Here is a 15,210-nt window from a genome sequence, read left to right on the forward strand (position 1 = left end):
GGGACCGATGCCCGAAGCCGGCCGCTACCTCGGCAAGTACCGGGGGACCGTGGTGACCAATGTGGACCCGATGCGCCAGGGCCGCATCCTGGTCCGGGTTCCGGACGTGCTCGGCTCCACGCCGTCGAGCTGGGCGATGCCCTGCTACCCGGTGGCCGGCGCGCAGATGGGCGTGTACGTGGTGCCGCCGATCGGATCGGGCGTGTGGGTGGAGTTCGAGCAGGGCGACCTGAGCTACCCGATCTGGGTCGGCTGCTGGTACGGCTCGCAGGCGGAGGTGCCCACGGACGCGCTGCTGGGCAACCCGGCCCAGCCCAACATCGTGGTGCAGACCCCGGGCGGCCACACCCTGGTCATGTCCGACCTGCCGGGCGGGCCGGGGATCACGCTCAAGACACTCACCGGCGCGTCGATCGTGGTCAGCGATCTCGGCATCACCATCGACAACGGCAAGGGCGCGTCCATCGAGCTGACCGGCCCGACCGTGTCGATCAACAAGCAAGCCCTCGCGGTGACCTGAAGGAGCGCCATGCCGGGAAATCTGATGCATCTCAACGCGACCGTCATGTGCCCGCACGGGGGCCGGGCCGTCTTCCAGCCGTCGCAGACCCGCGGCACGGTCACCGGCCAGGTGATCTGGACCGTCGCCGACCTGACCACCATCACCGGCTGCCCCTTCTTCGTCGGCAACAAGCCCCAGCCCTGCGTGACCGTGCAGTGGATCACGCCGAGCGCCCGCATCCGGGTCAACGGCTCGCAGGTGCTCACCCAGGGCTCCACCGGACTGTGCCTGAGCGCCGAGCACATCCCGCAGGGCGCGCCGGTGGTGTCGGTGATCCAGCAGAGGACGGTGGGGCAGTGAGGGCCCAGCGGACTGACCAACTCGTGGTGCTGCCGGCGCAGTCGAGCCTGCCGGCCCGCACCGACATCGCCTTTCCATTCCAAGTGGACAGTCACGGCCGGACCGCCGGCGCCGGCTACGACGACCACGTCCGGCAGATGATCGAGCTGCTGCTGTTCACCAGCCCGGGGGAGCGGGTGATGCTGCCGGACTTCGGCTGCGGTCTGCTGGACCTGGTGTTCGAGCCGAACAGCCCGGAGCTGGCGTCCACGTTGCAGTTGTCCGTGCAGGCCGCGCTCCAGCGCTGGCTGGGCGACGTGATCACGGTGCAGCGACTGGATGTCGTCAGCCAGGACGGCCAGCTCAGCGTGCACCTGTCCTACGTGGTGCTGCCCACCGGCAGCCAGCGCACGGACGTGTTCGGCCAAGGGGGAACACCGTGACAGTGAAGTGCGGGACCGACACGCGTCGGCCCCAGGTCAGGGCGGCGCGGCTCAACGGCATCGACGAGGTCGAGGTGGACGACAGCGGCACGCTGCTGACCGTCACCTTTCTCGGCCACGCGCCGGAGAACCTGCGGCCGCACAACATCCGCATCGACGGCGGCCGGCGGATCACCGGCCTCTACGCGACCCAGGTGGAGCTGGAGGCGGCCGAGGAGCCGGACCTGGACGACAAGCTGCACGTCACGATCAACGAGCCGGGGGACAGCTCCCGCTACACGCTGAACGTGGTCGAGCAGGATGCCTTCGGCCGCCCGGGAACCCGGCCCTACCACGGCTTCGACCCGCGCTACACCAGCGCGGAATTCTCCTTCCGGCTGGCCTGCCCGACCGATTTCGACTGTGCCGAAGAGGAACCGCTCGCGCCGCCGCGGCACCCGGCCCCGCCGATCGACTACCTGGCAAGGGATTACGGGACGCTGCGCCGCCTGCTGCTGGACCGGATGACGTTGACCATCCCGCAGTGGGTTGAGCGGCACGAGCCGGATCTGGGGCTGGCGGTTCTGGAGTTGTTCGCCTACATCGGCGATCAGCTGAGCTACCAACAGGATGCGGTGGCCACTGAGGCCTATTTGGACACTGCGCGGCGGCGGCAGTCGGTACGCCGGCACGTACGGCTGATCGACTACGCTATGCACGACGGCTGCAACGCCCGGGCCTGGGTCACGCTGTCCACCGAACGCGCGGTCGAGCTTCAGCCCGGCGACTACCGGTTCGCCGCGATCGACCTGAGCCGGCTGGATCCGGCGCAGCGGCCGGATGTCGCCACCGTGATCGACGACGAGCAGCTGGAGGAACTGCCGCCCACGGCCGGGATCCAGGTGTTCGAGCCGCTGCCCGACCGGCCGCTGCGGCTGTGGCCGCAGCACAACGCGATCAGCTTCTGGACCTGGGGCGAGCAGGAGTGCTTCCTGCCCAAGGGATCGACCTCGGCGGTGTTGACCGACGATCACGACGCGCCGTTGCAGCTGTGCCCGGGCGACGTGCTGCTGATCGAGGAGGTGCGAGGGCCGAAGACGGGCGCCGTCGCCGACGCCGATCCGACGCACCGCCAGGCGGTCCGCATCACCAAGGTCAAGTCCATTGAGGACAAGCTGTTCGAGCAGCCGCTGCTCGACGTGACCTGGGCCGACGAGGACGCGTTGACGTTCCCGGTGTGCCTGTCGGCCCGGGGTGGCCCGGACTGCGAGGTGCTGACCGATGTCAGTGTGGCTCGCGGCAATGTCGTGCTCACCGATCACGGCCGTGACATCACCTACTGCGGCGGTGCGCCCGAGGTGATCACGGTGCCGCCGGCCCAGGTGCAGCCGCCGTCCTGTGATCCGCCCGCGCTGGGCTGCCCGGACCGGCCGGACAACGACCCGACCGTCCTGTTCATCCAGGGCTTGCTGGTGCAAACCCGCTCGGGCACGCCGGCCAGCGCCGAGCAGATCGAACGACTCGTGCCGCTGCTCGGCCAGGACGCCGTCGACCGCTCGAAGCTCAGCGCCGACCTGACGGCGGCCGAACAGGCCGCCGCAGTGGAGGCGTTGCTGGCCCAGATCACGTATCCCCAGCTGAAGCAGCGGTTCCGGCCGCGGCCGCACTACGCGCCGATCACCCAGCGGGCGCCGTTCCCGAGCCCGGCCTGGGTGTCGCTGAGCCAGTCCCGAGTGCTGGCCACGTTGCCGGATCGCGTCCTGGACCGGCTGAATCACCTGTGGCGCGAGGTGGCCGGCGGCCACAAGCTCACGGCGGCGGAGATCGAGGAGCTGACCCGGCTGTTCGGGTCGGCCACGCTGGTCAAGTACAACCTGCGGCAGTATCCCGGCCCGGCGCTGCGGATCCTGATCGCCCGGTTCACCGAGTTCCTGGCGGCCAAGCTGACGCGGCTGACCGTGCTGGCCGACCGGGCCCGCTCCGGGGAGGTGCTTGGCGACGATGTCGTGTGGGAGATTTCCCAGATGTGGGGCGCCAAAGCGGCGGCGGAGCTGGACAGCAGCGCGCCGCAGCTGGCCGGCCCGGCCAGCGCGGCCACGGTCCAGGAGTCGCGGGAAGCCCTGCCAGTGTTGGAGATCACCGACGACTACGGTGACATGTGGCTGCCCAGCAGGGATTTGCTGGCCAGCGGCCCGCGGGACCGGAACTTCGTCGGCGAGCTGAACGACAACGGCGAGCTGGAGATCCGGTTCGGCGACGGCCAGCACGGCCAGCCGCCGCCCGCCGGCGGTGACCTGAGCCTGCGCTACCGCGTCGGCAACGGCCTGCCCGGCAATGTGGGCGCGGAGGCGATCGGGCACCTCGTCCTGTGCTGCGGCGCGCCCGATGGCGACGGCGTCATCGCGGTGCGAAACCCCTTGCCGGCCAGGGGAGGAACCGACCCCGAGCCGCTGGATCAGGTCCGCCAGCTGGCCCCGCTGGCGCTGCACCGAACCCGGCTGCGGGCGGTCACCGCCACCGACTACGCCGACCTGGCCGGCCAGGTGCCGGGCGTGCAGCGCGCGGCGGCGGAGATCCGCTGGACCGGCGCCGGCGAGGAAGCCCACGTCGCCATCGATGCCTTGGGCACCGACGAGGTCAGCCCGGCGTTGATCGACACCGTGGCCGCGCGGCTGGCGGCGTACCGCCGGATCGGGCATGAACTCGTTGTGCTGCCGGCAGTTCTGGTGCCGTTGGACCTCGAGGTGACGTTGTGTGTGTCCGCCGGCTACCAGCGGGCGCACGTCTCGCAGGCGGTGCGCCTGACCCTGCGGCGGATGTTCGCCCCCGACTCGCTGACCTTCGGCGACCCGGTGCGGGTCAGCCGGATCGTCACCGCTGCCGGGGCCGTGGCCGGTGTGCAGAGCGTGCAGGTGACCCGGCTCAAGCGGCTGTTCCGGCCGGCCGCCGACGAACTCCGGGATGGCGTGCTGGCGATCGGGCCGCTGGAGATCGCGCAACTGGACGACGACCGCGACCGGCCGGAGAACGGCCGGTTGGCGATCGTGGCGGGAGGTGGCCGATGAGCACAACGCCGATGACCACGGGGGACTGCGGCTGCGGATGCGGCGGCGCCTGCCAGGGCGTGCAGGTCGAGACGCCGCTGACGATCAACAACCCGCCGGGGCTGGCCGAACTGGCCGTCCGCGTCGGCACGCACGGCGAGTTCCTGGAGTCGATGCTGGCCCGGCTGTCCAGCCCGGCCTACCCGGCGCTGGCCGGGCTCACCGTGCGCACGACCGACGACGCCTCCATCGCGCTGCTGGACGGCTGGGCGGTCGTCGGCGACCTGCTGACCTTCTACACCGAGCGGATCGCCAACGAGGGCTACCTGCGCACGGCCACCCAGCAGGAATCCTTGCGGCTGCTGGGAAACCTTGTCGGCCACCGGCCGCGACCGGGTGTGTCGGCCGGCACCTTCCTGGCCTACACCATCGACAAGGACCCGGCCTCCGGGCCAGACACCGCGGTGGTGGTGCCGAAAGGCACGCGGGCGCAGAGCATTCCGGCGCAGGGCGAGCAGGCCCAGCCGTTCGAGATCGGCGAGGACCTGCCGGCCCGCTGGTCGTGGAACGACCTCCAGGTGCGGCTGCGCCGGCCGTATCCGGTGGAGCTCGGCCGGCTCGGCCAGGGCGGGCAGATCCACGTCGCCGGCACGGCCAACGACATCAAGCTCGGCGACCGGCTGCTGTTCGTGTTCGGCACCGAGACCGGGCGGCAGCTCAGCCAGACCGTGCCGCACGTGGAGATCGACCAGGCCACCGGCATCACCACGGTCGGCCTGCCCGGCGCGGCTCAGCCGGACTTCCAGGACCTGGTCGACGCGTACCACGACAAGCTGGCCGATTGGTTGCAGGACAACACCTATGCCCGCAGCCGCATCGTCCGGCGGTACGTCGACGAGGTGCTGGTGGTGCTGGACGGCGACCTGCCGCCACGGTCGAAGGCGCCGCTGGCCGAGTCCGAGCCGACCGTCACGACGCCGACCGAGTTCGGGCAACGCCTGGACGAGGCGATCGAGCGGCTGCACGAGACCGAGGCGCTGGCCGAGCAGTACGCCAACGTCCACGACTTCCTCCAGAACACGTTGGAGGATCAGCTGGTCAAGTGGCGGGCGACGGTCGCGGAGCTGGAACCCCCGCAGCAGGAGGAGGAACCGTCCCTGTTCGCCGCCCTGGCCCCGGACAGCTCGGCGGCGGTTGGGCTGGGGGCGCTGCTTGGGGCCCTCCGGACCCCGCCGGCGCAACTGCCGCCGTCCCCGATCGATCTCGGCCGGGATCCGAAGGACGTGTTCACACAGGGTTCGGACGCGGCGGTGCAGCTGCTGGCCGCGCTGGACCCGCGCCTGCGCGACACCCTCTACCCGGCCTGGCGCAACGTCGATCTCACTGCCCCCCTTGAACTTCAGAGTCTCCAGCTGATGCGCACGGTGGCCACGCCGTTCGGGGCGACCGCCCCGCTCCGACCGACTTTCGACGCCAACGGCCGGCCGACCGGCACCGAGGACTGGCCGCTGCTGGGCACCCAGCAGCTGACCTTCCAGATCTCCTATGACGAGGCCGGGAAGCCGACGCTGGTCACGTTCACGTGGACCGAGACCGGCCGGTCCTCGGTGGCAAGAGCACCTGTGCCGAGCGACGCCACCCCGGGCCATGCCGATGTCGGCCCGGGCAGGGTCACCATCTCGCGGGAGGTTGAGCCGGATATTCCGGTGGCCGAGAACGATGCGGCCCCCGCCCCCGGCGATCTCATCGGGGTGAAGCTCGCCTTCGACGCCAACCTGTTCGGGCGCACGGTGACGGCGTCCATTGTGGACGATAAGCATGCCGTCGATGTCGCGGTCACCAAGGATGGCGTCGGCCCGGTCTCGTTCCGGCTGTTCGAGGGCGATTCCTCGGACAAGTCGCAGGCGGAGCTCCAGCTCAGCGGGCGGCGGGTCGCCGAGTCGGGCACCACATCGGCGTTCGTCGAGCTGTCCATGAGCAGCTCGCTGCCCACACTGTCACGCAACCTGCTCGCCCTGGACGCGGTGTACGACGGGATCGGCCCGGGCAGCTGGGTCGTGATCGAGCGGCCGAGAAAGCCGGTGATCACCCGCGTGCAGGACAGCCGGGTGATCTCCCGGTCGGACTTCGGCATCACCGGCAAGGTCACCGAGCTCTCGCTGGCCGCCGAGTGGCTCGACGAGCACGACACCATGCTGACCGACATCCGGGACACCACGGTCTACACCCGGGGTGTGCCGCTGACGCTGGCCACCGAGCCGGTCACCGAGGACGTGCAGGGCAAGCAGATCGAGCTCGGGCAGCTGTACCAGGGGTTGACCGCGGGGCGGCGGTTGATCGTCAGCGGTGAGCGGACCGACATCCCCGGCACACCAGGGGTGATCGGCACCGAGCTGACGATGATCGCCGAGGTCGAGCAGTTCGTGGACAAGAGCCTGCCGGGCGACACCGTGCACACGAGGATCACGTTGGCCGCCGACCTCGCCTACCGGTACAAGCGCGACACCGTGCACCTGTACGCCAACGTCGGCCCGGCGACCAATGGGGCCTCCCGGGACGAGCCGATCGGCAGCGGTGACGCCAGCAAGGCCAACCAGACGTTCAAACTGTTCCAGAGCCCGGTGACCTGGCTGGCCGCGGACAATCCGCTGGGCGCAGCCAGCACGCTGGAGGTCCGGGTGGACGGCGTGCTCTGGTCCGAAGTGGACAGTCTGGCCGGACGCGGACCGGCCGAACGGGTCTACACCACGGCGGTGGACGCGGCCGGCGCGGTGTCGGTGACCTTCGGCGACGGTGTTCACGGGGCCCGGCTGACCACCGGCACGCAGAACGTGCGGGCCGCCTACCGGGTCGGCGTGGGCAAGGCGGCCAACGTGCCCGCCGGCAAGATCAGCCAGCTGGTCACCCGGCCGCTGTGGGTGTCGGGCGTGAACAACCCGTTGCCGGCCACCGGCGGCGCCGACGCGGACGGCCCGGAGCAGGCCCGGCGGACGATTCCGTTGTCGGTCACGGCATTGGACCGGCTGGTGTCCGTGCCGGACTACGAGGACTTCGCCCGCGCCCGCGCCGGCATCGGGCGGGCCAGCGCGCGGCGGCTCACCGACGGGTCGCGGCAGGTCGTGCACGTGACCGTGGCCGGAGTGGACGATATTCCGCTGACCGACACGTCCGACATCGTCACCACGTTGAGGTCCTCCCTCGGGGACTTCGGCGATCCGCAGCTGCCGGTGCGGGTCGCGGTGCGGGAACTGGTGCTGCTGGTGTTGGCGGTCAACATCAAGGTGGCTCCGGCCTACACCTGGCGGCTGGTGGAGCCGGCGGTGCGGGCGGCGCTGCTGGACCGGCTCGGCTTCGACCGGCGGGAGCTGGGCCAGCCGGCGTACCTGTCCGAGGCGATGGCGGCGGCGCAGTCGGTGGCCGGCGTGGACTATGTCGACATCGACGTTTTCGCCGGTGTGGAAGGAAGTCTGACGCCGGCTGACCTGGACGCGCTGGCCGAAAGGCTGACCACGCCGCAGGCCGTTGTCCCTTCCCGGCTGGCCCGGTTCGACGAGACCCGGTACACGGTGCGGGCGGGCACCGAGACGCTGACCCAGATCGCGGCATCCAACGGGATCACGGTGGCCGAGCTGTTCCGGCTCAATCCGGACCTGACCAGCGCCGATCCCTTGCCGCAGGGGCGGAGTGTGGTGGTGTTCCGCGGCATTCGCCCGGCCCAGCTGGCGCTGCTGTCGCCGGACGTGCCGGACACGTTGACACTCAAGGAGGTCCGGCCGTGACGGAACGGCTCTACGAGCTGCTGCCCCGGTTCGTCCGCGCCCGGGACGTCGACGCCGGCGAGCCGCTGCGGGCGCTGCTCGCGGTGATCACCGAGCAGGTCGACCTGGTGCAGGGCGACATCGAGCAGCTGTACGACAACTGGTTCATCGAGACGTGCCAGGACTGGGCCGTGCCGTACCTGGGCGACCTGGTCGGCTACCGGCTGCTCGGCGGCTACCAGGAGGCGTTGAGCGCGCGCGGCACCGCCACCGCCGAGGCCGTGGCCCGGTTGGCCGCCCGCCTCGCGCCGCGGCGAGATGTCGCCGACACCGTCGGGAATCGCCGCCGCAAGGGAACGTTGCCGTTGCTGGAGGAGGCGGCCGCGTCGGTGGCCGAGTGGCCGGCCCGCGCGGTGGAGTTCCTGCCGCTTTTGTCGAGCACACAACCGGTTCGACTGTACGCCGGCGGCGCGGCGGCGGTTCGTCGACGCGGCCTGGCCGCCGGAGGCCGGTTGGTGGATCTGCGCCGGGGTGATCTGCTCGATCTCGCCGGCACGGCGTTCGACCCGTTGGCGCACGGCCCCGAGGCGCCGGGCATCGGCTCCCGCCGGCGGCAAGGTCGTTACGCACTACAGAATGTCGGCCTGTTCATCTGGCGGCTGAAGCCGTACTCGGTGACCCACGCGCCGGCCTACTGCGTGGACCGGGCCCGCAACCAGTACACGTTCTCCATTCTCGGCAACGATGTTCCGCTGGTGACCAAACCGGTGCCGACGGCCGGCCGTCCGGCCACCGAGGAGAACCTGCCGCTGTTCATCCGCCGTCGCGCGCTGGCCGACCGGTTCGCCGACTTCTACGGGCCGGGCAAGAGTTTCACGGTCTGGCGGGGCCCGGGCAGCGATCCGATCCCGGCCGCCGACTTCGTGGTCGCCGATCTGTCCGGCTGGGCGTACCGGCCGAAACGGCACCAGATCGTGGTGGACCCGGTGCTGGGCCGGATCGTGTTCGGGGCCCGGCACGCGCCGCGCCGGGGCGTGTGGGTGACCTACCACTACGCCTTCTCCGACGACATGGGCGGCGGCGAGTACCCGCGCACCGTGACCGCCGGCCCGCCGGTCTACCGCGTGGGGCCGGGGCAGGACTTCGAGCGGATCACCACCGCGTACGAGCGGTGGAAGAGCGACGGCGGCTCCGAGGCGATCATCGAGATCACCGACAGCGGGGCGTACCAGGAGCAGTTGGAGTTCGTGCTGGAGCCGGACGACCGGCTGGAGGTGCGGGCGGCCGACGGAGTGCGGCCGGTGCTGCGGCTGCTCGACTGGTACAGCAACCGGCCGGATTCCTTGCAGATCAGGGGAAATCCGCCGGCCGACGGCGACCGTCGCCCGGCCGGCCGGATCGTGCTGGACGGGCTGCTGATCGCCGGCCGGGGCGTCAGCGTCACCGGACCGGTCGGCGCGGTGACGATCCGGCACTGCACGCTGGTGCCGGGCTGGTCGCTGGAGCCGCACTGCGAGCCCAGCCATCCCGAGGAGCCGAGTCTGGTGCTGGAGGGGACCACCGCCTGCGTGCAGGTGGAACGCAGCATCATCGGCACCATTCTCGTGATCACGAACGAGGTCTGCGCCGACCCGCTGCCGATCCACCTCGTCGACAGCGTGCTGGACGCCACCGATCCCGGACGGGAGGCGCTGTCCGCGCCGGATTGCCGGCACGCCAACGCGATTCTGAACGTGCACCGGTCCACGGTGATCGGCGAGGTGTTCACCCACGCGGTCGGCACCGCCGAGAACTCGATCTTCGACGGCTGTCTCAACGTGGCCCGTCGGGGCGAAGGCTGCGTGCGCTTCTGTTACGTGCCAACTGGCTCCCGCACGCCTCGGCGTTACCACTGCCAGCCCGACCTGGCCGTCGCAGCCGCGCCGGGCCAGCGGGACCTGGTGGTGGCCCGGGTGCGGCCCCGGTTCACCAGCACCCGCTACGGCACGCCCGGCTACGCGCAGCTGTCGGCCCACTGCCCAGTGGAGATCGCCCGGGGCGCCGAGGATGGGTCGGAGATGGGCGTGTGGCACGACCTGTTCCAGCCGCAGCGGGCCGACAACCTGGCCGCCCGGCTCACCGAATTCACCCCGGCCGGCTCGGAAGCCGCCGTTGTCACCGTGTCCTAGGAGCGCACCATGAAGGCAGACTTCTCGCGAGCGACCTTCCGGCCGGCGGCCCACTACTCCGCCGTGCTGTCCCAGCAGGGCCGGGTGCAGCTCGACGCCGACGCCAACGAGCAGGCCGCGATCGAGCTGCACCTGGCCCGCACCACCGCCGCCGACGTCATCGGCCCGCACGGCGGCCCGGCCGACGGCTTCACCGTCGCCTATGTGCCCAGCCCGGACGGCAAACAGCCGGCCGACCTGGCCATCACCCCTGGTCGGTACTATGTGGACGGTGTGCTGGTCGACTCCACGCCCGCGCCCGTATTCCAGGCCGTCGGCGATGATCAGTCCACCTTGGACACCCAGGCCATCGGCTACTGGAACCAGCCGTTCGCCTATCTGGACCAGGAGAACGCCGACGACAAGCTGCCGGGCTTCCCGTTCCTGGTCTACCTGCGGGTGGTTGAGCAACTCGTGACGGCGGTGCAGGATCCGCTCATCCGGGAGTCGGCGCTGGGCGTGGCCCTGCCCGACACCGCGGCCCGTAGCCAGGTCACCTGGCAGGCGTTGCCGTTGCCGCTCAAGGTTTCCTCGCAGCGCAGCAATCCGGAGCAGCAGTTCGACCAGTGGGTCGAGGACCAGACCGCCGTGAAGAGCCATCTTGCGGCGCAGGTGGAGAAGCCGGCCGGCACCGACGACGACCCGTGCCTGCTCGCGCCCGACGCCGCGTACCGGGGGCCGGAGAACCAGCTGTACCGGGTGGAGATCCATGGCGCCGGCGAGTCGGCGACGTTCAAGTGGTCGCGGGACAACGGCTCCATCGTCTTCCCGATCACCGCCGTGGACGGGCGCTGGGTTTCCCTGTCGTCGCTGGGCCGGGACGACAAGCTGGCGATCGAGGTCGGCGACTGGGTCGAGGCCGTCGACGACGCCACCACCGCCCGTGGTGTCGCCGCTCCGTTGTTGCGGGTCACCGAACTCGACCCGGCCGGTGGTCGGGTGCTGCTGGACTCGGAGCCGCTCATCGGCGGGATCGCCGCCCGGCATCCGTTGCTGCGCCGGTGGGATCAGCAGGGACCGGGCCTTAGTGATGGCGCCGTGCCGGTGACCGAGGGGGCGTGGCTCAACCTGGAGGACGGTGTCCAGGTCTGGTTCCAGGCCGGCGGCAGCTACCGTACCGGCGACTACTGGCTCATCCCCGCCCGTACGCTCACCGCCGACGTCGAATGGCCCCGCGACACCGCCGGCCGACCCCTGCTGCTGCCGCCCGCCGGGCCGGTCGTGCGGTACGCGCCGCTGGCGTGGATCACCAGCGACTCCGGCATCACCCAGCTGCGCCGGACCTTCCAGCACCTGCCCACCGCGTGACACACAGCGGCGCAGTGAACGGGCCGTTTCTGGCGTTTGGGTGTCATGAAGGGGCCCTTACTGGCGTTGGGCGAGAGGAAAGGTCCCTTGATCTTGGGGAGGGGACGGCATGGGTGGGGTGGGTGGAGGGCGCGGGTGGGCTGGTGCGTGTGGGAATTACTGGTGGGTGTGGGAACGGGCGGTGGGTGTGGGGTGGCCGTTGGGGGCGGTGGGTGTGGAGATAGCGGTGATCCCCGGCGAGAGGCCGGGGATCACCGGGGTTGTGCTGCGGGAGGTGGGGCCCGCAGGATCTGACGTTACTTCGTGGCCGGCACGGGGTGGACCTCGCACTTGGCCGGGTCGCCGGGCACCGGGGTCGGGCCGGACTGGGTGGTGGGGCCGGACTGGGTGGTGGGGCCGGACTGGGTGGTGGGGTCGTCGGGAGTGCCGGGCTTGATGATGATGCAGATGACGCACTCCTTGCCCTTGCCGGGCTGCGTGCTCACCGATCCCGCCCCCTGGCCGGGACCGGTGTTCGCAGGCCCGCCCGGCGGCAGCGGGCAGACGGGGCACTCGCCGGGCTTGCCGGTGATGACGCCGCCCTGACCGCCGCCCGTGGTGCCGCCCTGGGTGGTGCCGCCCTGCTCGGTCGGGCCGGTGGCGCCGCCGCCGGACGCGCCGCCGCCGGGGGCGCTACCCCCGCCGGACGCGCTACCCCCGCCGGACGCGCCGCCGCCGGGGGCGCTACCCCCGCCGGACGCGCTACCCCCGCCGGACGCGCCGCCGCCGGGGGCGCTACCCCCGCCCGACGCGCTACCCCCGCCCGACGCGCCGCCGCCTGAGGCTCCGCCGCCGGTGACCGGGCCGGTGCCGCCGCCGGGATCGGTGATCACGCAGATCACACACTTGCCGGGCTTGCCCGGGGCGGGGTGCGTGGTGGCGTCAGTGTCGGGGTGCGTGGTGATCGTGCACTGGGGCGGCGGCGGGGTGGGCGTCGAGGCGGCGGCGAACGCCGGCGCGGCGAGCAGGGCCATGGAGACCACGGCGGCGGGTAGCGCGGCCAGGCGGCCCAAGCGGCCAAGCGTCGACCTCATCGCGAGTCCTCCTTCAGGTTGGTGAACGGGTCGGAAGCAGTGAAGCGGGAAGACGGTTGCCGCACGGGAACAAGCGCTGTTACCGCGGCACCACAAGGCCCGGGCCAGACTGGGGCGCATGCGCGTGCTGGTGGTGGACGACCACGAGGAGCTGGCCGAGACCGTGGCGGCCGGCCTGCGCCGCGAGGGCATGGCGGTGGATGTCGTGTTCGACGGGGCGCAGGCGCTGCTGCGGACCTGGGACAACGGCTACGACGTGGTGGTGCTGGACCGGGACCTGCCGGTGGTGCACGGCGACGAGGTGTGCCGGCGGCTGATCGGGCAGGGCACGCACAGCCGGGTCCTGATGCTGACCGCGGCGGGCACGATCGAGAACCGGGTGCAGGGCCTGAGCATGGGCGCGGACGACTACCTGCCCAAGCCCTTCGCCTTCGCCGAGCTGGTGGCCCGGATCCGCGCGCTGGCCCGGCGGTCGCAGCCGCCGGTGCCGCCGGTGCTGACCCACGGCGACCTACGCCTCGACCCGGCCCTGCGGACCGTGACCCGAGCCGGCCGGCGATTGTCGTTGTCCCCCAAGGAGTTCACTGTGCTGGAGCTGCTGCTGTCGGCCGGCGGCGCGGTGGTGTCGCCGGAGCGGCTGCTGGAGCGCGGCTGGGATGAGGCGGCCGACCCGTTCACGCAGACGGTGAAGGTCACGGTCAGCCGCCTGCGGCAGAAGCTGGGCGATCCCCCGGTGATCGAGACGGTGCCGCGCGGGGGATACCGGATATGAGCCCGGTCGAGCGATGGCACGGTGTGGTGGTGTCGGGGATGAGACTGGTCGAATGGTGGCGGGTGGGGCGGCGGAGTGTCCGGGTCCGGCTCACTGCGCTCTACAGTGGACTGTTTGTGGTCACGGGGGCGTTTCTGCTGGCGATGATCTATGCGCTCACCAGTTCGACGGCGGGACCGACGGTGATGGCCGGGACACCGGGTGCGGGGTCGATGCTGATGACGGAGAAGTTGGCGGACCAGCGGGCGGATGTGCTTGGCGGGCTGTTGTTGTGGTCGGGAGTGGGGCTGGGGATCATGGCGGCGGTGTCGCTGCTGCTGGGGTGGGTGGTGGCGGGGAGAGTGCTCAGTCCATTGAGGACGATGAGCCACCGGGTCCGCCATCTGTCGGAGGACAATCTGCACGAGCGGCTGGCGGTGGCGGGGCCGTCGGATGAGCTGAAGGATCTGGCGGACACGTTCGACGGGTTGCTGGCGAGGCTGGAGACGGCGTTCAAGGCGCAGCGGCTGTTCGTGGCCAACGCGTCGCACGAGCTGAGGACGCCGTTGACGTTCGAGCGCACGTTGATCGAGGTGTCGCTGGCCGACCCGGAGCCCACGGTGGAGTCGTTGCAGGACACGCATCGGCGGCTGCTGGCCAACAGCCAGCACCAGGAGAGGCTGATCGAGGCGTTGCTGATGCTGGCCAGGAGCCAGCGGGGGATCGAGGCGCGGCGGCCGGTCGATCTGGCGGCGTTGGCCAAGGAGGTGACTGTGCCGCAAGGGGATGTGCGGGTGGACGCGAATCTCGCGCCGGCCACGGTGTCGGGGGATCCGAGGCTGCTGGAGAGGTTGGTGGCCAACCTGGTCGACAACGCGGTGCGGCACAACCTTCCCGGCGGATGGGTGGACGTCCGGACGGGAACACCCGACGGCTGGCCGACGTTGTGCGTGGTCAACAGCGGCCCGGTGATCCGGCCGGATCAGATCGCCGAGTTGGTGCAGCCGTTCCGCCGGCTCGACGGCCGACGCCGAACGCGGGACGGGCACGGGCTCGGACTGTCCATTGTGGCCGCGATAACGGCGGCGCACGGCGGCCGGCTGACGGCCTGCCCGATTCCTGGTGGCGGCCTGAGGGTGGACGTCACGCTTCAGCCGACGCGCTGACCACGAGTTCCCGGCGGGCGAAGTCGACCAGCAGTTCGCGCATGACCGTGACGGTGACTTCCGGGGCGCCGGTGAGGACCTGGATGGCCAGCCCGTCGGTCAACGCGGTCAGCCGCAGGGCGACCTGGTCGGCGTCGACATCGCGGAACACGCCCTGACGCAGGCCACGGCGCACGATACGCACCACGGCGTCCCGCCAGCGGGCGTAGAACTCGTTGTGCACGGGCCGAAGTTCGGGGCGGATGGCCGACTCGGCCCAGTACTGCAACCACACCGACCACTCGTCGCGGACCGGGCCGACCTTGGGCAGCTGCATGTCGATCAGCTTCAGCAGCCGCTGGTAGGCGTCGTCGATCGGCCGCAGCTCGCGGCTCTGCCGCTCGAAAGCCTGCTCCACGCAGTACTTGAGGGCCTCGGTCAGCACATCGTGCTTGCCGGGGAAGTAGTAGTGCACGGTGCCGGTGCTGGTGCCGCAGACCTTGGCGATGTCGGCGATCCGGACGGCGTGGTAGCCGCGCTCGGCGATCAGCCGCCAGGTGGCGTCGAGGATCGCGACGCGGCGGTCCTCCTCGGCACGAGTCATCACCCCAGCTTAACTGACGCGCGAGTCAGGTACACCCCTAGCTCTTGACACGGCCCG

At 71.1% G+C, this 15,210-nt stretch carries 11 protein-coding genes; 9 read left to right on the top strand and 2 right to left on the bottom strand.

Annotated elements, in window-relative coordinates; translation table 11 throughout:
* The first annotated feature begins 7 nt into the window (after positions 1 to 7).
* From ACIG5F_RS12325 to ACIG5F_RS12355, 7 genes are read left to right on the top strand one after another with little or no spacing between them, the layout of a single operon-like run.
* Positions 8 to 520 (top strand): phage baseplate assembly protein V, encoded by a 513-nt coding sequence (locus tag ACIG5F_RS12325; RefSeq protein WP_396517684.1) that lies wholly within the window; start codon positions 8 to 10, stop codon positions 518 to 520.
* A 9-nt stretch (positions 521 to 529) separates the two neighbouring features.
* Positions 530 to 862: a hypothetical protein gene (locus ACIG5F_RS12330; protein WP_396517685.1), complete on the top strand. Its 333-nt coding sequence runs from the start codon at positions 530 to 532 to the stop codon at positions 860 to 862.
* Positions 859 to 1,284 (top strand): GPW/gp25 family protein, encoded by a 426-nt coding sequence (locus ACIG5F_RS12335; protein ID WP_396517687.1) that lies wholly within the window; start codon positions 859 to 861, stop codon positions 1,282 to 1,284. Before ACIG5F_RS12330 ends, ACIG5F_RS12335 begins: the two co-directional genes overlap by 4 nt.
* Positions 1,281 to 4,328 carry a putative baseplate assembly protein gene (locus ACIG5F_RS12340; protein ID WP_396517688.1) on the top strand — a complete coding sequence of 1,016 codons (3,048 nt, stop codon included), beginning with the start codon at positions 1,281 to 1,283 and terminating at the stop codon, positions 4,326 to 4,328. The genes ACIG5F_RS12335 and ACIG5F_RS12340 overlap by 4 nt, the downstream gene beginning before the upstream one ends.
* Positions 4,325 to 8,086 carry a putative baseplate assembly protein gene (locus tag ACIG5F_RS12345; protein ID WP_396517689.1) on the top strand — a complete coding sequence of 1,254 codons (3,762 nt, stop codon included), beginning with the start codon at positions 4,325 to 4,327 and terminating at the stop codon, positions 8,084 to 8,086. Before ACIG5F_RS12340 ends, ACIG5F_RS12345 begins: the two co-directional genes overlap by 4 nt.
* A complete protein-coding gene (locus tag ACIG5F_RS12350; protein ID WP_396517690.1) occupies positions 8,083 to 10,233 on the top strand; it encodes a hypothetical protein in 2,151 nt (716 codons plus the stop codon). Before ACIG5F_RS12345 ends, ACIG5F_RS12350 begins: the two co-directional genes overlap by 4 nt.
* Positions 10,234 to 10,242: 9 nt before the next feature.
* On the top strand, positions 10,243 to 11,580 hold the full coding sequence (locus ACIG5F_RS12355) for a DUF6519 domain-containing protein (RefSeq protein ID WP_396517691.1): 1,338 nt from the start codon (positions 10,243 to 10,245) through the stop codon (positions 11,578 to 11,580).
* 296 nt (positions 11,581 to 11,876) lie between these two features.
* On the opposite strand, the gene ACIG5F_RS12360 is transcribed toward ACIG5F_RS12355, so the two are convergent.
* Positions 11,877 to 12,653: a hypothetical protein gene (locus tag ACIG5F_RS12360; RefSeq protein WP_396517692.1), complete on the bottom strand. Its 777-nt coding sequence runs from the start codon at positions 12,651 to 12,653 to the stop codon at positions 11,877 to 11,879.
* Positions 12,654 to 12,771: 118 nt separating this feature from the next.
* On the opposite strand from ACIG5F_RS12360, the gene ACIG5F_RS12365 reads away from it, so the two are divergent.
* Both ACIG5F_RS12365 and ACIG5F_RS12370 read left to right on the top strand, forming a co-directional pair.
* Positions 12,772 to 13,425, top strand: coding sequence for a response regulator transcription factor (locus tag ACIG5F_RS12365; RefSeq protein WP_396517694.1), 654 nt, complete (start codon positions 12,772 to 12,774; stop codon positions 13,423 to 13,425).
* 38 nt (positions 13,426 to 13,463) lie between these two features.
* Complete coding sequence (locus tag ACIG5F_RS12370; protein ID WP_396517695.1) at positions 13,464 to 14,570, top strand: sensor histidine kinase; 1,107 nt, start codon at positions 13,464 to 13,466, stop codon at positions 14,568 to 14,570.
* Here ACIG5F_RS12370 and ACIG5F_RS12375 read toward each other — a convergent pair.
* Positions 14,548 to 15,153 carry a TetR/AcrR family transcriptional regulator gene (locus ACIG5F_RS12375; RefSeq protein WP_396517696.1) on the bottom strand — a complete coding sequence of 202 codons (606 nt, stop codon included), beginning with the start codon at positions 15,151 to 15,153 and terminating at the stop codon, positions 14,548 to 14,550. The genes ACIG5F_RS12370 and ACIG5F_RS12375 overlap by 23 nt on opposite strands.
* Between the last annotated feature and the right edge of the window lie 57 nt (positions 15,154 to 15,210).

The organism is Kutzneria sp. NPDC052558, from assembly GCF_044547355.1.
GTDB lineage: Bacteria > Actinomycetota > Actinomycetes > Mycobacteriales > Pseudonocardiaceae > Kutzneria.